Origin of the sequence: Bradyrhizobium sp. USDA 223 (genome assembly GCF_044909005.1) — a bacterium.
GTDB lineage: Bacteria > Pseudomonadota > Alphaproteobacteria > Rhizobiales > Xanthobacteraceae > Bradyrhizobium > Bradyrhizobium yuanmingense.
Window position 1 is genome coordinate 1,093,419 of the sequence record NZ_JBIYDR010000001.1, and the last position, 17,712, is coordinate 1,111,130.

Sequence of the window (17,712 nt, forward strand, 5' to 3'; positions counted from 1 at the left end):
TTATTTGAAGCCTAAAGAAACTGGCGTGCGGTCGATTGTTGCAGCTTTGGACTTGCGGCCGGCGCGGATTTATTTGAAGCTCAAAACGTTGGGGAATCCGTGCCCGCGCCAATGCCGGCCGTGAGTGACTGCATCGACATGCTCGATTCCGAGACCAAGGTTGTCGAAACACCGGAGGACCACGCCGAAGAGCTGCGGCTGTGGTTGCGGCTCTTGACCTGCACGACGCTGATCGAGGGCGAGGTGCGCGGCCGGCTGCGGCAGCGGTTCGACGTCACGTTGCCGCGTTTCGACCTGATGGCACAGCTCGACAAGGCGCCTGACGGCATGACCCTGTCAGATGTCTCCAAGCGCATGATGGTCTCGAACGGCAATGTGACCGGGCTCGTGGAGCGCCTGGTGGAATCAGGCCATCTCGACCGGCGGACCTCGGACACCGATCGCCGCGTCCAGGTGATCCGGCTGACAAAGCTTGGGCGTGCCGAGTTCCGCAGGATGGCCGCCGAGCACGAGACCTGGATCGCCGATCTGTTCGCCGATCTCTCCCCGAAGGACGTGCGCGAATTGATGCGCCTCCTCGCCAAGACCAAGGCGTCCGCGCAGAAATCGGCCGCCCGCCGCCGGCCGTAGCCTGCGGGCGCGACAGCCCGACACCCTTTGCCGCATGAAAAAGCACGGGATGCCCAAAATCCCCTATTGCGCCGAATTGTTTTAAGCCTAAAATGTTTTCCAGATCGTGCTGCCGGGTGCAATCCATGCTGAAAGGAGCGTGCGATGGCCAACGCCGCCAAGATTCAAGTGTCGGGCTCGTGTGACGGCAATGCTGCGACGGCCCATGTCGATACGTTCGCGCGGCAACATCTGCCGCCGCGCGAGCTCTGGCCCGAATTCATCTTCACGCGGCCGGAGCTGAACTATCCGCCGCGACTGAATTGCGTCAGCTATTTCCTCGATCGCTGGGTCGAGCAGGGCCACGGCGATGCTCCTTGCGTCGTCAGCCCAGGCGTCAGCTACACCTATCGCGAGCTGCAGGCGCTGGTGAACCGCATCGCCAATGTGCTGGTTGGCAAGCTCGGCCTCGTCACCGGCGGGCGTGTGCTGCTGCGCTCGGCCAACAATCCGATGATGGTTGCGACCTATCTCGCGGTGATCAAGGCCGGCGGAATCTGCGTGGCGACGATGCCGCTGCTGCGCGCCAAGGAGCTGTCCTATCCGATCCAGAAGGCGGAGATCACGCTGGCGCTATGCGATGGAAAGCTCGCCGAGGAGATGGAGAAGGCGAAGGCTGCGGCACCGGGCCTCGATCGGGTCATCTATTGGGGCAATGGCGCGGCGGATTCGCTCGAAGCGCTGATCGCCGATGCCAGTCCGGAGTTCGAGGCGGTCGATACCGCCGCCGACGACATCTGCCTGATCGCGTTCACCTCGGGCACGACCGGCGATCCCAAGGGCACCATGCATTTCCATCGCGACATGCTCGCGGTCTGTGACGGCTATGCGCGCAACATTCTGCGCGCCGAGCAAAACGATCGCTTCATCGGCTCGGCGCCGCTCGCCTTCACCTTCGGCTTCGGCGGCGTGCTGTTTCCGATGCATATCGGCGCCTCCTTCGTCGTGCTGGAGAAGACGACGCCGGACGACATTCTGAATGCGATCGAGCAGTACAAGACCACGGTCTGTTTCACGGCGCCGACCGCATACCGCGCCATGCTCGGCAAGCTCGCAGGCCGCGACATTTCTTCGCTCCGCAAATGCGTCTCCGCGGGCGAGACCCTTCCCAAGCCGACATTTGATGCCTGGCTCAAGGCGACCGGGATCAAGCTGATGGACGGCATCGGCTCGACCGAGATGCTGCACATCTTCATCAGCGCGACCGAGGACGAGATCCGCCCCGGCGCCACCGGCAAGCCCGTGCCGGGCTATGAAGCCAAGATCGTCGACGATGAGGGCCGCGACGTTCCGCCCGGAACGATGGGCCGTCTGGCCGTGCGCGGGCCGACCGGCTGCCGCTATCTGGCCGACGAGCGGCAGCGGAAATACGTCCAGAACGGCTGGAACATCACGGGCGACACCTATCTGATGGATGGCGACGGCTATTTCTGGTACCAGTCGCGCTCCGACGACATGATCGTGTCGGCCGGCTACAACATCGCAGGAACTGACGTCGAAGCGGCGCTGCTCACGCATCCGGCGGTCGCCGAGTGCGGTGTGGTCGGTGCGCCCGACGAGGCGCGGGGCATGATCGTCAAGGCTTATGTTGTTGCCGCGCCCGGCGTGACCCCTGACGCTCAGCTGGTGGTCGAGTTGCAGGAGCACGTCAAACGCGAGATCGCGCCGTACAAATATCCGCGCGCCATCGAGTTCGTCGCGCAATTGCCGAAGACCGAGACCGGCAAGCTGAAGCGCTTTGCCCTGCGGCAGTTGGCGCAGGCTGCAGTGACGTCCTCAGGCGTCGCCGCGGAATGAGAGAAGGATAGAGAATTGTCTGTGACGACGCCGAAAAGCCCGCAACTCGCGGTGCTGCCGACCGCAGCCGAAGATGGAACGCGCACAAGGGCGCAGATCCTGCAGCCGTCAGGCTGGCCGCTGCCGAAGGGTTATGCCAACGGCATGGCTGCCGAAGGACGTATCGTCGTCACCGGCGGGGTGATCGGCTGGGACGCCGAGGAGCGTCTCGCCGATGGCTTCGTTGCGCAGGTGCGCCAGACCCTGGACAACATCGCAGCGATCCTGGCCGAGGCCGGTGCCCGGCCCGAGCACCTCGTGCGCCTGACCTGGTACGTCGTCGACATGGACGAGTACCTGGCCAATCTGAAGGAGCTCGGCAAGATCTACCGCGACGTCTTCGGAACGCACTATCCAGCGATGGCCCTGGTTCAGGTCGTCCGCCTCGTCGAGAAGGCGGCGCGCGTCGAGATCGAAGCCACCGCCGTCATTCCGAGCTGAACTGCACCGCGATCAGCTCGCTTTGGCGAGCTCGTCGTCTTCAGGCGAGTTGAGATAGACGCCGGATATGGTGTCGACCCAGCAGAGATGATCGTGCACCTTCTTCACGCCCTCGACGTTCTCCGCGGCGACGATCGCGGCCTGCCGTGCCCGCTCTTCGGTGATGACGCCGCTGAGATGAACGATACCGTCGCGCACGATGACGTTCAGCCCGAACGGGCACCAGTCGTTCTTCTCCATGGTGTCGATGATGCGGCTGCGAATGTGGTCGTCATCGGCGGTTGGATCCGGCACTTCGCGGGCGAGCCCGGCCAAGGCCTGTAACAGGTTGGCGCGGGACACGATCCCGACAACCTTGTCGTCGCGCACCACCGGCAGCCGCTTGACGTTGTTTCGCTCCATGAGATCGACGATCTCCGCAAGCGCCGTATCCTCGGTGATGGTCACGGGCGAGTCGGTCATCACTTCCGAGATCTTGCGGCCGTGCTCATGGACGAAGTCGCTGGCGGATTTGCCCGGACCGAGGATGAACCGCAGCCAGCGCCCGCGCTTGCGCCCGGTGCCGATCTCGCTGCGGCGGATGAAATCTCCTTCCGACACCACGCCCACCAGCTTGCCGGTAGCGTCGACCACCGTGAGGCCGCTCACATGTCGCTTCAGCATGATGTTTGCCGCCTCGACGATGCTGGTGTCGGGGGTGACCGAGATGACCGACCGGGCCATGATCTGGTGGGCGCGCATGGACAAACTCCGCTGGCTTTTTGGAATTTCGATGCATGAACCTAAACAGGGTACCAAGGTGCGGTTTGACTCAGGTCAATCGGATGAACATGTTCGTCCGATTGAGCATTTGTGAGACGGCTCCGCCACACCTAAGCCTCCGGCTCCGATCTCGGCGCGAGATCCGAGGAGCGGAAGGGCTTCGCCTTGTCCAATTTGCGATAGGCCGTCGACGCCTTCCGCAACAGCTTCTTCTCGCGCTTGCGATCGAGGAAGCGATTGCTGGCATCGATCCCGGCGCCATTCAATGACGCCGCCAGCGCCTGTCCGCGTGCATCGTCGTTCAATTGACCGAGCGAGCGTTGTGCCTTGCGCAATTGCTTGAGGATGGACTTCTGTTTCGTCGCCACGCCATCGGCGAACAGATCCGCAAGCGACTCGACCGAGTAGGTCATCCGCTTGTTGAGCAGCCGCAGCTTGTGACGTTTCTCGACATCGAGCTTCTTCAGCTTACGGGCCTTCTTGAGCAGCGTCGTTTCCCACTCGGTCAGCCGCTCCGTCGCATGGTCGGCGAGGGTGCAGCGACGCAACCGGATCGCTTCCTTGCTGCGGCGGGTCGACCAGGGGCCGCTTTCGATCCACGTTGAGGTTTGCTCGACCAGGCGGCGATACCGCGCCGATTGCAGCGCACGCGCCAGCAGCCGATGGCTCTCCGCGCGTTTCTCGTCCCAGCGCTGAAGCTCGGCGACCACGGCGAGCTCGTCGCTACTCTCTGCGACGATCCGCTCGATGGCCACGTCGAGGTCCCGCACCATGCCGAGCTGACTGTTCAGCCATTTCAGTTCGGCCCAGACTTCCGGTCGCACGTTATCGTCGACCATCGGCGAGAAGAAGCGGATGGCAGTCCGCAGATGCGTCAGTGCGATCCGGATCTGGTGCAGCGCATCCGGATCGCCGCGGCAGGTGCCGTCGTGCTGAGCGATCACCGCGCCGAGGTGTCGGCGGGCGATGATGCGGAAGGCCGTGTCGCAGGCCATGCCGGGGCTGAGGCGGGCGGGCAGGACATTGCGCCGCGTTGCCGGCTTGGCATGCGTATTTGCCGTCGAGCGCGTGGTGGGTCGCGACTTCCTTCGCATCAATCAGTTTGCCTTGTTTGCCCCTCAGCGATGACGTTCCGGCAGTTCTGAAGCGTCTGCTCTTGTGTCCCGGAGGCATCGATGATCGCCCAGCCGACATGGCCGATATTATAGTGCTCTTGCAGCGCGGCAACCTCCGGCGTGGCGTCCGATGCGTCTCCCCGGCGGCTGCCGATGCGCGCTTGCCGGGTTGCAAGGTCTGCGACCAGGAACAGCCCGTTCAACGTCACATTGCACTCGCGCGCCAGCGCCGCGATCGCATCGCGTTCGTCCTCGCGCGCGAATACGCCGTCGACGATCGCCGAATGGCCCTGCGCCAGCACCCGCCGGGCCAGCCGCACCAGCGCGTCGTAGACGCGGGTCGTGACCTCCGGCGCATAGGCCGAAGGCGGCAGACGGTGGGTGTCCTCGACGGCGAACATCTGCTTGCGGACGAGATCGCTGCGCAGCACGATGGCGCCCGGCTCCGGTGCTACGACCGGCGCGAGCGCGTGCGCCAGGGCGGTCTTTCCGGTGCCGGACAGCCCGCCGACCGCAATCAGGCGCGGAGCGGGAGGACGGATCAGCGTGCCGGCGAGGTCGAAGTAACGTCGTGCCAGGTTGAGAATGCCGGGACCGTCGGAATGCGGCCGCTTGAGTCGCGCCAAGGTCACTTGGGCGCGGATCGCCGCCCGGATCGACATGAATAGCGGCAGGGTCGAGAGCCCGTCGAGATTGTCGGCCGGCGTCGCGGCGAGATAGCGGTTCAGGACCATGTTCGCCGCGCCCGGCTGATGATGCTGCAGCAGGTCCATCAGCGTGAATGCGAGATCGTAGAGCACGTCGACCGTCGCCATCTGCACGTCGAACTCGATCGCGTCGAACAGCACGGGGCGATCATCGATCATGACGATGTTTGCCAGATGCAGATCGCCATGGCAGCGGCGCACGAATCCCCGCTGATTGCGCTCTGCGAGCAGGGGACGAATACGCGAGTAGGCCGCGTGCGAAGCCTTGCCGAGTTGCTCGATCGCCTCTGCGCTGAAATGGCCGCCGGGCTGCAGACCATTCGTGTTGCCGTCGATCAGGCCCGGGATGGAGGAGACCCATGCTTCTCCGTCGGCGCGTGTCGCCGCCAGGTGCGAAGCCGCAATGGCGTCGGCGGCGGCCGAGGCAAGCTTCGCGTCGAGCGGGCCCGCCTCGGCCAGATGATCCAACGTCCTGCTTTCGTCGAAGCGCGACATGTCGACCGCATATTCGATCGGCCGGCCGGCGCCCTCGACCTTCACCGATCCATCCGGCTCTTCCGTGATCGCCACAACGCCATGATAGATCTGCGGCGCCAAGGGCCGGTTGATCCGGATCTCCTCCTCGCAGGCCGCCTTGCGCTTTTCGAGCGTCGAATAGTCGAGAAAGGGAAACCGGACGGCGCGCTTGATCTTCAGCGCGCGCTTTGCGTCCAGGAACACCGAGGCGGCATGCGTGTCGATGCGCATCACGCCGGGATGGTCGGTCAGCATCCGAAAGATGCGCTCCTGAGCCGCCGTGTCATCCTTCATCGAAGCGGACATGGCAAGCACCATCAGGGCGTCAGCACGGCCGCGCCGAGGATCGGGTCGGGCCGCTCTTCCATCTGGAGCCGCGCACGTGGGGCCGGCAACACTATCGCACGCATGTCTGTCTCCGGGCGAACCGCTCCGACTGAACTATCTCATAGAACGACCGAGTGGCCAGTCCTTGACTCAGTCAACGCCCGTCCCGGGTGACCAGTACCGAGTTCCCCGGCTTGACGAGGATCAAGTATTTCGATGAAGCGCTTGCCTATGTTGAAGGCTGAGGAGCTTCCAATGCCCGTCGGGTACGTCTTTCGAACTTCCATGGCATCGACAACGTGACAATGGCCGTCATTGGCCAGCCACCGTGCTGGGTTATGATCTCGTACCAGGCTCCTTGCTTCGGCCGCATCCTCAATCATCGGAACCGCCGCTGACCCAGCGCATTTGCTTTCATGTCTATCTATCGCCTAAACAACCTGCTGTCGCCGCGCTCGGTCGCGCTCGTCGGCGCGAGCGCGCGTCCGGCGTCTGTTGGACGTGCGGTCCTGGAGAACATTCGCAAGGCCGGATTCAAGGGGCGGTTTGGCCTCGTCAATCCGCGCCACGCCGAGATCGGCGGCATCGCGGCGGTGAAGAGCCTGGACAGGCTGGACTTCGTGCCCGAGCTCGTCGTCGTCACCGCGCCCGCGGGCGAGATTCCAGGCATCGTCGAGCAGGCCGGCCGTCGCGGATCTGCGGGTGCGCTGATCGTCTCGGCGGGGCTCGGCCAGGGACCGGGATCGCTGCACGAGGCGACCAGCGCTGCCGCCCGCAAACACGGCATGCGGCTGATCGGGCCGAACTGCCTCGGCATCATGATGCCCGGCGTCAGCCTGAATGCCAGTTTCGCCGCCCACATGCCGGGGGCCGGCAACCTCGCGCTGATCTCGCAATCGGGCGCCATTGCCGCCGGCATGGTGGATTGGGCCGCGCAGCGCGGCGTCGGCTTCTCCGGCATCGTCTCGATCGGGGATCAGATCGACGTCGACATTGCCGATCTGCTCGACCATTTCGCGATGGATCACAAGACCCGCGCGATCCTGCTCTACATCGAGGCGATCAAGGACGCGCGCAAGTTCATGTCGGCGGCGCGGGCCGCCGCGCGCGTGAAGCCCGTCGTCGTGGTGAAGTCCGGCCGCATGGCGCAGGGTGCGAAGGCCGCTGCCACGCATACCGGGGCGCTCGCCGGTGCCGACGCCGTCTATGACGCGGCGTTCCGCCGCGCGGGCGTGCTGCGGGTGTCCGACCTGCGCGAGCTGTTCGACTGTGCCGAGACACTCGGCCGCGTGGAATCGCCGACGGGAAAGCGTCTCGCCATCCTCACCAACGGTGGCGGCATCGGCGTCCTCGCCGTCGATCGATTGGTCGAGCTCGGTGGTATTCCGGCAACCATCTCGACTGATGCGCGCAGGAAGCTCGATGCGGCGCTGCCGCCGACCTGGTCCGGTGCAAACCCCGTCGACATCGTGGGCGACGCCGACGCTGCGCGTTACGCAGCGGCGCTGGAGGAGCTGCTGGCCGATCGCGACAACGACGCAGTCCTCGTCCTCAACGTGCAGACCGCGATCGCATCGGCCGTCGAGATCGCCAAGACCGTGACGGAGCTCGTGGCCAAGTATCGGGAGCAGCACCGGCGATGGGCAAAGCCCGTGCTGGCGGCCTGGGTCGGCGCCGATCAGCACATCATCCAGGCACTCTCCAGCGCCGGCGTGCCGAACTATCCGACCGAGGACGACGCCGTGCGCGGCTTCATGCATCTGGTCCGGCACCGGGAAGTCGTGGAGGAGCTGACCCAGGTGCCTCCCGCGATGCCCGATACGTTCGTTCCGGATGTCAGGGGGGCGAGAGAGATCGTCACAGCCGCGATCGCGGACGGCCGCCAGTGGCTCGAACCTGTCGAGATCAAGCACCTGCTCGAAGCCTACAATATCGCGATGGTGCCGACCTTTGCGGCAGCCGATGTCGACCAGGCGGTGACCTATGCAAAGGACATCTTCGCCCAAGGCGGCACCGTCGTGCTGAAGATCATGTCGCGGGACATCACCCACAAATCCGACGTCGGCGGCGTCGTGCTCAACCTGACGACGCCGGAGGCCGTGCGTGCAGCGGCGACGGACATACTTGCGCGAGCGCGAAAGCTGCGGCCCGAGGCGCGTATCGGCGGCGTCATCGTCCAGGCCATGGTCGTCAAGGCAAAGGCGCGCGAGCTGATCCTCGGCCTTGCCGACGATCCGACCTTCGGCACGGTGGTGGTTTTCGGCCGCGGCGGCACGGCGGTGGAGATCATCAACGACAAGGCGCTGGCGCTGCCGCCGCTCGACCTGCAATTGGCCCGCGATCTGATCGACCGCACGCGCGTGTCGCGGCTGCTGAAGGCCTATCGGGACGTGCCGGCGGTGAAGCACGACGCCGTCGCCATGGTGCTGGTCAAGCTGGCGCAGATGGCGGCCGACATTTCCGAGATCCGCGAATTCGACATCAATCCGCTGCTGGCCGACGAAACCGGCGTGACCGCGGTGGATGCCCGCGTCGCAATCGCACCGCCGCAGCGGAAGTTCGCCGGCTCCGGCCCGGCCAATTTCGCCGTTCGCGCCTATCCGTCGCAATGGGAGCGCCGCCTCAAGCTCAAGGAGGACTGGCGCATCTTCGTGCGGCCCATGCGCCCCGAGGACGAGCCGACCATCCACGAATTCCTGCGTCACGTCACGGCGCACGACCTTCGCCTGCGCTTCTTCGCCCCGATGAAGGAGTTCACCCACGAATTCATCGCGCGCCTGACCCAGCTCGACTATGCGCGCGCGATGGCCTTCATCGCGTTCGACGAGGCCAGCGGCGAAATGGTCGGCGTGGTTCGGCTCCATTCCGACTCGATCTACGAGACCGGCGAATACGCGATCCTGCTGAGGTCCGACCTCAAGGGCAGGGGGCTCGGCTGGGCCCTCATGCAGTTGATCATCGACTACGCGCGGTCGGAAGGATTGAAGACCATATCGGGCGACGTGCTGCAGGAGAACACCGTCATGCTCGACATGTGCCGGCAGCTCGGCTTCGAGGTCAAGCCGGACCCGGCCGAGCCAGACATCTGCGACGTCAGGCTGAAGCTTTGATGCCGTTCGCCGGCCTGCGGGTCGGGACGCCTGACCGCGATGGGGTTCGCGGCGGGGGCGCCGCGATCGTTTGCCGCGAGCGGCGATGTGATGGGATGCGAGAGAGCTGTGGTCACGTGCCGTGTCCTCCTGGGCGGCGCAGGCGCGCTGCGCGCGAATGCGAATTTCGAAATGTGGATGAAGGGTTTATGCGCAACAGCGTCGGGGTTGGCGCAGCCTTGCAGGCCTGACGCTCGCGACTGTTGCGATGGTGCCAATATGCCACTGTTTTGCCCGACGTGCCAGAATTTATTTCGCAAATCCGAAAAGACCTCGTCCATCCCCGCAAGTCCTTGTTCTGACAGGGGCGGTCTACTGTGCATGGGGTTGTTTTCGCATTTTTGCTGGGAGGCAGCGTCTGGCGTAGCGCCCTCGATCCTCATCCTGAGGCCCGCCGACGGCGGGCGTCTCGAAGGATGGCCATTGCAGAAATCGCTCCATGCGATTGCTCTGCCGCGAGAGTTGAACAAGTCGCCGCGGCATCCGACTCGAGCCGAAGCCGTTCCTCTAGGAGCGCGCCTTGGCCGAATCTGCATCGGGCGCCGTCTTGGCCGCCGTTCGCAAGTTCTTCACGACGATTGCGATCAGCGGCAGCAGCGTCGGCACGATCGTGCTCAGCGGATGATGCACCGCGCCCGACACCTGGGCCTGGAGCGCACGTGCCTCGAGCTGGAGCGCTTCGATGGACGCGTCATGAATTTCGTTGGCGAGCTCGATATCGCGGCCCGACGGAGGCCGGCCGGCGATCAGGAAGAGAGCGGCCGCGATGGCGAAATTGACGGCGCCGAGGATGGCCGCCGCGGCGATCGCGCTCCAGATCTGCACCAGCGCGAAATAGGCCGACAGCTCCAGCATCAGCAGTCCGAACGCGGCGATCAGCGCCGCGAAGGCGCGCAGGCCGAGGCCGATCAGCAGATGGCGCAGCCTGATGTCGGCGATGATCCTGTCGGTGCGCCACAGCACGCGCAGATGTTTGACGACGTTCTCGGTGTTCACCTAGTGTCTCCTCAGCATGAAGCCGACGACCACGCCCAGCGCGAAGGCGGAGGCGAGCGAGGTAATCGGGCGCTCCGCAACGAGGCCCTGGAGCTTCTCCCCCTCCTGTTCGACGGTCTCGCCGAGCGCAGCCCTGATCTGATCGGCGAGCGCTTCGGTGCGAGCTTTCGAGCTCTCGAACATCTCCTCGCCGGCGGTGCTCAACAGGCGCGTGACGTCGACCTTCAGCGTTCGCAACTCTTCGCTCATCCTGTTGGCGTCGAACATGGATCTGGCACCCTCATTGAATTGAAACGAGCCTAAGACCCCGCGCAGCGATCGCGCTTGATTTGCGTCAAGAGGCGGGGGTGTCTTGAGACAGGTCAAGCCGGCCGCCACATGCTGGCCTAGAAGTACCGGCTGGATGGGGACCGATTGTCCCGATGAGGTGGAAAGCGTGGACCACGAACCGCTGCTACGCGCGACGCCGTCGGGCGATGTGCTGAAATTGCGTCCTGAAGGGCGCTGGACCGCCGCGAACGTGGTGAGGCTCGAGACTTTGTCCCGCTCGGTCGGGGCCGACGTCGATCGTTCGCGCGCCGTAACCCTGGACATGTCGGGCATCAGCGCGCTCGATACGCTCGGCGCCTGGGTCCTGGAGAAGTTGTCGCGCAGGGTGTCGTCGTCAGGTAGGTCGGCCGAGTTCGTCGGCGTCGCCGATCATTTCAGCGGGCTGATGGACGAGGTGCGCCAGGTCAACCGCCGCACGCCGGCTCCGGCGGCCGCGCCCAATCCGGTCCTGGCGCGGCTGGGCGATCTCGGCAAGTCCACGGTCGGGGCGCGGGAGGACGTCACGGTCTTTCTCCAGATGCTCGGCGCCCTGTTCATGGCCGTCATCGGCGTGCTGCGCCGGCCGCGTTCGCTGCGGCTGACCTCGCTGGTATATCAGCTCTACCGCATCGGATGGCAGGCGATCCCCATCGTCACGCTGATTACGTTTTTGATCGGCGCCATCATCGCACAGCAGGGCTTTTTCCACTTCCGCAGGTTCGGCGCGGAATCGTATACGGTCGACATGGTCGGCATCCTGGTGCTGCGCGAGCTCGGCGTGCTGATCGTCGCCATCATGGTCGCAGGGCGGTCGGGAAGCGCCTACACCGCCGAGCTCGGCTCGATGAAGATGCGCGAGGAGATCGACGCGCTTTCCACCATGGGGCTCGATCCGGTCGACGTCCTGATCCTGCCGCGCGTTGCGGCCTTGGTCATTGCGCTGCCCATCCTCACTTTCATCGGATCGATCGCCGCGCTCTACGGCGGCGGGCTCGTCGCGCAGTTCTACGGCGACATGGGGCCGGCGATCTACATCGCACGCCTGCATGAGGCCATTTCTGTCACCCATTTCGAGGTCGGCATCCTGAAGGCGCCGTTCATGGCGCTGGTGATCGGGATCGTGGCCTGCAGCGAGGGATTGCGCGTCAAGGGCAGCGCGGAGTCGCTGGGGCGGCAGACCACGACGTCAGTGGTGAAATCGATCTTCCTGGTGATCGTGCTCGACGGCCTGTTCGCGATCTTCTTTGCCTCGATCGGAATGTGACGATGGAAGAATCGCAAGACCAGTTCGCGATCCGCGTCCGCGATCTCGTGGTCGGTTTCGGTCGCCAGACCGTGCTCGACCATCTGTCGCTCGACGTCCGCCGCGGCGAGATCCTCGGGCTGGTGGGTGCCTCCGGCGGCGGCAAGTCGGTTCTGATGCGGACCATCATCGGCCTCATCCCGCGCCGGAGCGGGACCATCGAGGTCATGGGACAACCCGGCGGAGGCCACGGCCGCGGCGCCGCGATGGCCTGGGGCATCCTGTTCCAGCAGGGCGCGCTGTTCTCCTCGCTGACGGTGCGCCAGAACGTCCAGTTTCCCTTGCGCGAAAATCTCGTCCTGTCGCAGGAGCTGATGGATGAGATCGCGATCGCCAAGCTCGAGATGGTCGGCCTGCGTGCGGAGGACGCCGACAAATATCCGGCGGAGCTGTCCGGCGGCATGACCAAGCGCGTGGCGCTGGCGCGCGCGCTCGCGCTCGATCCGCCGATCCTGTTCCTGGACGAGCCGACCTCGGGCCTCGACCCCATCGCCGCCGGCGAGTTCGACGCGTTGATCAAGACGCTGCAAAAGACCCTGGAGCTCACGGTGTTCATGGTGACCCACGACCTTGCGAGCCTGACCACGGTCTGCGATCGCGTCGCCGCGCTCGCCGACGGCAAGATCGTGGCGATCGGCCCGATGCGCGAATTGCTGCAATCCGAGCATCCCTGGGTGCGCGCCTATTTCCACGGCAAGCGCTCGCAGATGCTGCAACACGAGATGAGATGAGAGATGGAAACCCGCGCTCCCTATGTGCTGATCGGCAGTTTCGTGCTGGTCGCGATCGTCGCAGTGTTCGGCTTCGTCTATTGGCTGAACAACACCGGCGGCATCGGCCCGCGCACGAACTATCACGTGCAATTCCAGGGACCGGTGCCCGGCCTCCTCGTCGGCGCGGGCGTGCTGTTCAACGGCATTCGGGTCGGAGAGGTCACCCAGCTCGGACTCGCGCCTGAAAACCCGCGCTTCGTCAATGCCACGATCTCCGTTGCAACCGCGACGCCGGTGCGTGCCGACACCAAGGTCGGTCTCGAATTCCAGGGCCTGACCGGCGTTCCCGTGGTGACGTTGGAGGGCGGCGTGATAATCGCGAAGTCCGGCGAGCTGCCGACTTTGATCGCGGAGGCCGGCGCAGGCCAGAGCATGACGCAGGCGGCGCGCGATGCGCTGCGGCGGGTCGACACGGTGCTTCAGGACAATTCCGGCCCGCTGAAGGACACCATTGCCAATTTCAAGACCTTCTCCGACGGGCTCGCGCGCAACACCGGCAAGATCGACGGCATCCTGGCGGGCCTCGAGAAGATGACCGGCGGCGGCACGCCCGCGCCGAAGGTCACCTACGACCTGCGGACGCCGCAAAATCCCGGGCCGGCCGGCAAGACGCTGTCGGCGTCGCTGGCCATCCCAGAGCCGACGGCAGTGGCAATGCTGCAGACCCAGCGCATGCTGTTCGCGCCGGCCGGGGACAGGCCGGGCTTTGCGGAGTTCCTCTGGGCTGACAGCATTCCGAAACTGGTGCAGGCGCGCCTGATCGACAGTTTCGAGAACTACGACATCGCCCACGCCCCGCTGCGCACGACGGATCTCGGCGCGGCGGACTACCAGCTCCTGCTCGACATCCGGCGCTTTCGGATCGCGACGGATGGGGAGGCTCGGGCCGAAATCGGACTGTCGGCGCGGATCGTCGACAAGAATGGCAAGGTGATCGCATCGCGGCTCATCGAGGCCAGCGAAAAGCTCGACAAGGTCGAACCGGCCGCTTCTGTCGCCGCCTTCGATGTCGCCTTCGCGCGCATCGCCAAGGAGCTGATCGGATGGACCGTGCAGGCGGTGTGAGGGGCGACTATTCCAGCGTCTTCAGATAGGATAGCAGGTCGTGGATCTGGTCCGGGCTGAGCGCGAAGGCCGGCATGTCGGCATGTCCGGTGGAGATCCCCTCGGCCAGCGCCTCGCCAAGGCTGTTGATCGGATAGCGCCGATGCAGGTTGCGTAGGGGAGGCGCGATCTCCAGCGGGCTCTTGGAGGCGCGGTCGATCGCGTGACAGCGTGCGCAATTTGCTCGGGCGAAAGCCTTGCCGCGTTGTTGGGCGGCCGGGGCCGCGAGCGCAGGCGTGATCAGAAGCAGCCCAATCAGGCCGTGACGCAGTGCGCTTTGCAGCATGGAATCATCCCGTCGAACCGTGGACGCAGAATAAGAGCGGGATGCCAGCCAAATTTGATCTGGGTCAATCGGCTGCGGCACGGTGCAGTAAAATGCAGCCGCGCGGTGGACTCGGCCTGACGTCGGGAGCGGCCGGCGTGGGGAGCGATGGATGAAGCCTTCCGTGGTCACGAGTGAGCCGAACGGACATCATTGCGACGATTGTGCCGTGCGTGGAGCGGCGGTCTGCTCGTCGCTCGATGCAGCCGAACTCCGGGAGTTCGAGCATCTCGGCCGCCGCGTCCATTTCGATTCGGGCGAGACCGTGTTTTCCGAGGAGGACATCACGACCTCGTTCTACAACGTCCTCGAAGGCGTCATGCGGCTGTACAAGCTGCTGCCTGACGGCCGGCGGCAGATCGTCGGCTTTGCCTTGCCCGGTGACTTCCTCGGGATGAATCTGTCCGGCCGGCACAATTTTTCGGCCGATGCGATCGGCGTGGTGAAAGTGTGCCAATTCCCTAAAGGGCCTTTCGGCCGTTTCATCGAAGACCGGCCGCAATTGCTCAGGCGCATCAACGAGCTGGCCATTCGCGAGTTGAGCCAGGCTCGCGACCACATGGTTCTGCTCGGCCGCCGCTCGGCCGACGAGAAGGTCGCGACCTTTCTGCTCGGCTGGCGTGAGCGGCTGGTCGCGCTCAAGGGTCCGTCCGACATGGTCGCGCTTCCGATGAGCCGTCAGGACATCGCCGATTATCTCGGCCTGACCATCGAGACCGTCAGCCGCACCTTTACCAAGCTTGAGCGTCACGGCGTGATCGAGATCATTCACGGCGGAATCAGCCTGCTCGATCCGGCCCGTGTCGAGGCCATGGCCGCAGCCTGACCTCATCTCCGGGACTCTCTCGGCAATTTGATCCCGATCAATGACGGCGGCCATGCCCCGCAAAATAACGCCGGAGAGAAATCCGGGAGGGGATGATGCCTGCTGACGCGTTGCTGGTGATCGTTGTCGTTGTCGCGATCTTTGTCGTGTTCGCCGCAGTTCTGGCCTGGGCTGACCGGCAAACCAGGGCGGGCCGGCTCGATCCGGATTCCAGGCACTGAAGCCTTCTGCAGGTCCAAGTCCAAGTCCAAGTCCAGGTTTAGGTCCGAGTCCGGCGCGCCAGGGTCGATGTTCGCCCAGGCGGGCGCTGGCCCTCGGCAGCGTCTCGACGCAATCGCAGTTTGCGTAATCCGCAACTCTGCGTCGAAGAAGACGCATCGCCGCAGCTTTTGGCTGCTGACTTCCTCGTTACCGGCCTTTTCGTGGCATTTGCCTCAAATCGCGCGCGTGCTTTCCGGTTGAAATGCCTGGTAACGTTGACTACGCAGGAACCCAGTGCCTCGTAGTCTTAGGAGCCCCGCGGCGTGCCTCAGGACAAGACCGGCGATCCCCGACAACCGGCGGGCAACAAACTATCGGTCCTGCGCAAGCACCCGATCTTCGCGGATCTGGAGCCGGAAGCGCTCGATCAACTCTGCCGCTACGCCAAGCACACCACCGTCAAGCGTGGGGCGACGATCGCGGCCAAGGGCGATCCCGGCAACAATCTCTTCGCGGTGATCGCGGGAACAGTCAAGATTTCCTCCTCATCGCCTGATGGGCGGAACGCCATTCTCAATCTCATCGGCCCGGGAGAAATCTTCGGCGAGATCGCCGTGCTCGACGGCGCGCCCAGGTCGGCGGATGCGACCGCCAACACCAATTGCGAGCTCTACGTCATCGATCGCCGGGACTTCCTGCCGTTCGTGAAGAGCCAGCCGGCGCTGGCGATGAAGTTCATCGAGCTGCTGTGCGCGCGCCTGCGCTGGACCAGTCAGCAGGTCGAGCAGGTGATCCTGCAGAATCTGCCGGGCCGGCTTGCCAGTGCGCTGCTCGGTCTCACCGAAGAGCGCAAGCTGGCTTCCGGCAGCGGCACGCTCGCCATCACGCAGCAGGAGATCAGCGAGATGGTCGGGATGACGCGCGAGAGCATCAACAAGCAATTGCGCGCCTGGGCCGGCCGCAACTGGGTCCGCCTCGAGCACGGCGCCATCGTCGTGCTCGATACGGACGCGCTGCGCGAGCTCGCCGAGAGCGGCCTCGGCGGCGAGTGACGCCGTCGGCCTAATCGTCGATGATGGCGACCGCGCAGGTCCAGCCCGCGGAGGCCCGCTCGATCTTTGGAGGCGTCAAGTCACGGGCCCAGCGACGTCGAGCCAGCCCGCCATACCCACCATAGTGCGAATTGCGCCAGAGATCGATCGATGCAAGTCTTGCATCGATCGATGCCGGATTTGGCTTGGACAGAGAATGCCGCCCGCCCTAGGGACGACATTGGCGCTTGACTTCACACCTGAAGCGGAGCGACCCAAGGCGGCCTGCAGCCGGGCCGACAACGATATAATCAATCCAATCAACCCAGGAGGAAGCCCACATGAAGACGCTCACCGGTATCATCACAGCCGTTGCACTGGCGGTCTCAGCACCCCTGGCCACTGCACGCGATTTCCGCTCGGCTGACGTTCACCCCGCCGATTATCCGACCGTCGAGGCGGTCAAGTTCATGGGCCAGCAACTCGCGGCGGCGAGCGGCGGCAAGCTTGGCGTGAAGGTGTTTCCGAACGGCGCCCTGGGTTCGGAGAAGGACACGATCGAGCAACTCAAGATCGGCGCGCTCGACATGATGCGGATCAACGCATCGCCGCTGAACAATTTCGTGCCCGAGACCATCGCCTTGTGCCTGCCCTTCGTCTTCAGGGACACGCAGCACATGCGCACCGTCCTCGACGGTCCGATCGGCGATGAGATCCTGGCAGCCATGGAGCCCGCGGGCCTGGTCGGCCTTGCCTATTACGACAGCGGCGCGCGCTCGGTCTATACCGTCAAGGGACCGGTCAAATCGCTGGCCGATCTGAAGGGCCTGAAGATCCGCGTCCAGCAATCCGACCTGTGGGTCGGCATGATCCAGAGCTTGGGGGCCAACCCGACGCCGATGCCCTATGGCGAGGTCTACACCGCGCTCAAGACCGGCCTCGTCGACGCTGCCGAGAACAACTGGCCGTCCTACGAATCCTCCCGTCACTTCGAAGCCGCCAAGTTCTACAACATCACCGAGCACTCCCTCGCGCCCGAAGTTCTCGTGATCTCGAAAAAGGTCTGGGACACGCTGAGCAAGGAGGACCAGGCGATGGTCCGCAAGGCCGCCAAGGAATCGGTGCCCGTCATGCGCAAGCTCTGGGACGCGCGCGAGCAGGCCGCCCGCAAGACCGTCGAAGCCGCTGGCGTTCAGGTCGTCACGATCGGCAACAAGGCGGAGTTCGTGGATGCGATGAAGCCGGTGTACCAGAAGTTCGCCGGTGGCGAGAAGCTGCAGAGCCTCGTCAAGCGTATCCAGGACACCAAGTAAGACAATACG

Annotated in this window: 17 protein-coding genes; 11 read left to right on the forward strand and 6 right to left on the reverse strand. The window is 64.7% G+C overall.

Features of this window, described 5'->3' with window-relative positions:
- Positions 1 to 111: 111 nt before the first annotated feature.
- The 3 genes from ABIA40_RS04715 (at position 112) to ABIA40_RS04725 (ending at position 2,946) form a co-directional block, all read left to right on the forward strand.
- Positions 112 to 630, forward strand: coding sequence for a MarR family winged helix-turn-helix transcriptional regulator (locus ABIA40_RS04715; protein ID WP_271537214.1), 519 nt, complete (start codon positions 112 to 114; stop codon positions 628 to 630).
- A 144-nt stretch (positions 631 to 774) separates the two neighbouring features.
- Entirely contained in the window at positions 775 to 2,466 is a 1,692-nt protein-coding gene (locus ABIA40_RS04720; RefSeq protein WP_404539455.1) for a benzoate-CoA ligase family protein, read from the forward strand.
- A gap of 21 nt (positions 2,467 to 2,487) precedes the next feature.
- Complete coding sequence (locus tag ABIA40_RS04725) at positions 2,488 to 2,946, forward strand: RidA family protein (protein ID WP_404546166.1); 459 nt, start codon at positions 2,488 to 2,490, stop codon at positions 2,944 to 2,946.
- A gap of 12 nt (positions 2,947 to 2,958) precedes the next feature.
- Here the strand turns inward: ABIA40_RS04725 and ABIA40_RS04730 are convergent, their stop codons facing one another.
- The 3 genes from ABIA40_RS04730 to ABIA40_RS04740 form a co-directional block, all read right to left on the reverse strand.
- Positions 2,959 to 3,687 (reverse strand): CBS domain-containing protein, encoded by a 729-nt coding sequence (locus ABIA40_RS04730; protein WP_404539458.1) that lies wholly within the window; start codon positions 3,685 to 3,687, stop codon positions 2,959 to 2,961.
- Between the two features lie 131 nt (positions 3,688 to 3,818).
- Positions 3,819 to 4,802, reverse strand: a complete 984-nt coding sequence (locus ABIA40_RS04735; RefSeq protein WP_404539461.1) for a CHAD domain-containing protein — start codon at positions 4,800 to 4,802, stop codon at positions 3,819 to 3,821.
- Entirely contained in the window at positions 4,802 to 6,340 is a 1,539-nt protein-coding gene (locus tag ABIA40_RS04740; RefSeq protein WP_404546168.1) for an AAA family ATPase, read from the reverse strand. Before ABIA40_RS04740 ends, ABIA40_RS04735 begins: the two co-directional genes overlap by 1 nt.
- Positions 6,341 to 6,789: 449 nt before the next feature.
- On the opposite strand from ABIA40_RS04740, the gene ABIA40_RS04745 reads away from it, so the two are divergent.
- Positions 6,790 to 9,483, forward strand: coding sequence for a GNAT family N-acetyltransferase (locus ABIA40_RS04745; RefSeq protein ID WP_404539463.1), 2,694 nt, complete (start codon positions 6,790 to 6,792; stop codon positions 9,481 to 9,483).
- 546 nt (positions 9,484 to 10,029) lie between these two features.
- Here ABIA40_RS04745 and ABIA40_RS04750 read toward each other — a convergent pair.
- Positions 10,030 to 10,518, reverse strand: coding sequence for a phage holin family protein (locus ABIA40_RS04750; protein ID WP_404539466.1), 489 nt, complete (start codon positions 10,516 to 10,518; stop codon positions 10,030 to 10,032).
- Positions 10,519 to 10,785, reverse strand: coding sequence for a hypothetical protein (locus ABIA40_RS04755; RefSeq protein WP_404539468.1), 267 nt, complete (start codon positions 10,783 to 10,785; stop codon positions 10,519 to 10,521).
- A gap of 169 nt (positions 10,786 to 10,954) precedes the next feature.
- Here ABIA40_RS04755 and ABIA40_RS04760 point away from each other — a divergent pair, with 169 nt between their 5' ends.
- Genes ABIA40_RS04760 through ABIA40_RS04770 form a run of 3 tightly spaced genes read left to right on the forward strand, consistent with a single transcriptional unit; the run spans position 10,955 to position 13,968 of the window.
- A complete protein-coding gene (locus ABIA40_RS04760; RefSeq protein WP_404539471.1) occupies positions 10,955 to 12,091 on the forward strand; it encodes an MlaE family ABC transporter permease in 1,137 nt (378 codons plus the stop codon).
- A gap of 2 nt (positions 12,092 to 12,093) precedes the next feature.
- The gene (locus tag ABIA40_RS04765) at positions 12,094 to 12,861 is read left to right on the forward strand and encodes an ABC transporter ATP-binding protein (protein WP_036029007.1); all 768 of its coding nucleotides are present in this window, start codon (positions 12,094 to 12,096) and stop codon (positions 12,859 to 12,861) included.
- Between the two features lie 3 nt (positions 12,862 to 12,864).
- Positions 12,865 to 13,968, forward strand: coding sequence for an ABC-type transport auxiliary lipoprotein family protein (locus ABIA40_RS04770; RefSeq protein ID WP_404539474.1), 1,104 nt, complete (start codon positions 12,865 to 12,867; stop codon positions 13,966 to 13,968).
- A gap of 7 nt (positions 13,969 to 13,975) precedes the next feature.
- On the opposite strand, the gene ABIA40_RS04775 is transcribed toward ABIA40_RS04770, so the two are convergent.
- Positions 13,976 to 14,293: a c-type cytochrome gene (locus ABIA40_RS04775; RefSeq protein WP_404539476.1), complete on the reverse strand. Its 318-nt coding sequence runs from the start codon at positions 14,291 to 14,293 to the stop codon at positions 13,976 to 13,978.
- 151 nt (positions 14,294 to 14,444) lie between these two features.
- On the opposite strand from ABIA40_RS04775, the gene ABIA40_RS04780 reads away from it, so the two are divergent.
- The 4 genes from ABIA40_RS04780 (at position 14,445) to ABIA40_RS04795 (ending at position 17,703) form a co-directional block, all read left to right on the forward strand.
- On the forward strand, positions 14,445 to 15,158 hold the full coding sequence (locus ABIA40_RS04780) for a helix-turn-helix domain-containing protein (RefSeq protein ID WP_404539479.1): 714 nt from the start codon (positions 14,445 to 14,447) through the stop codon (positions 15,156 to 15,158).
- A gap of 95 nt (positions 15,159 to 15,253) precedes the next feature.
- Complete coding sequence (locus tag ABIA40_RS04785) at positions 15,254 to 15,379, forward strand: hypothetical protein (protein WP_404539482.1); 126 nt, start codon at positions 15,254 to 15,256, stop codon at positions 15,377 to 15,379.
- A 303-nt stretch (positions 15,380 to 15,682) separates the two neighbouring features.
- Positions 15,683 to 16,411: a Crp/Fnr family transcriptional regulator gene (locus ABIA40_RS04790; RefSeq protein ID WP_271537244.1), complete on the forward strand. Its 729-nt coding sequence runs from the start codon at positions 15,683 to 15,685 to the stop codon at positions 16,409 to 16,411.
- Between the two features lie 320 nt (positions 16,412 to 16,731).
- Positions 16,732 to 17,703, forward strand: coding sequence for a TRAP transporter substrate-binding protein (locus ABIA40_RS04795; protein ID WP_275511422.1), 972 nt, complete (start codon positions 16,732 to 16,734; stop codon positions 17,701 to 17,703).
- Positions 17,704 to 17,712 lie beyond the last annotated feature (9 nt).

Coding starts and splice junctions, on each gene's coding strand:
- ABIA40_RS04715 (WP_271537214.1), top strand. CDS start 112: ATGCCGGCCGTGAGTGACTGCATCGACATGCTCGATTCCGAGACCAAG.
- ABIA40_RS04720 (WP_404539455.1), top strand. CDS start 775: ATGGCCAACGCCGCCAAGATTCAAGTGTCGGGCTCGTGTGACGGCAAT.
- ABIA40_RS04730 (WP_404539458.1), bottom strand. CDS start 3,687: ATGCGCGCCCACCAGATCATGGCCCGGTCGGTCATCTCGGTCACCCCC.
- ABIA40_RS04735 (WP_404539461.1), bottom strand. CDS start 4,802: ATGCGAAGGAAGTCGCGACCCACCACGCGCTCGACGGCAAATACGCAT.
- ABIA40_RS04740 (WP_404546168.1), bottom strand. CDS start 6,340: ATGAAGGATGACACGGCGGCTCAGGAGCGCATCTTTCGGATGCTGACC.
- ABIA40_RS04745 (WP_404539463.1), top strand. CDS start 6,790: ATGTCTATCTATCGCCTAAACAACCTGCTGTCGCCGCGCTCGGTCGCG.
- ABIA40_RS04755 (WP_404539468.1), bottom strand. CDS start 10,785: ATGTTCGACGCCAACAGGATGAGCGAAGAGTTGCGAACGCTGAAGGTC.
- ABIA40_RS04765 (WP_036029007.1), top strand. CDS start 12,094: ATGGAAGAATCGCAAGACCAGTTCGCGATCCGCGTCCGCGATCTCGTG.
- ABIA40_RS04770 (WP_404539474.1), top strand. CDS start 12,865: ATGGAAACCCGCGCTCCCTATGTGCTGATCGGCAGTTTCGTGCTGGTC.
- ABIA40_RS04775 (WP_404539476.1), bottom strand. CDS start 14,293: ATGCTGCAAAGCGCACTGCGTCACGGCCTGATTGGGCTGCTTCTGATC.
- ABIA40_RS04780 (WP_404539479.1), top strand. CDS start 14,445: ATGAAGCCTTCCGTGGTCACGAGTGAGCCGAACGGACATCATTGCGAC.
- ABIA40_RS04785 (WP_404539482.1), top strand. CDS start 15,254: ATGCCTGCTGACGCGTTGCTGGTGATCGTTGTCGTTGTCGCGATCTTT.
- ABIA40_RS04795 (WP_275511422.1), top strand. CDS start 16,732: ATGAAGACGCTCACCGGTATCATCACAGCCGTTGCACTGGCGGTCTCA.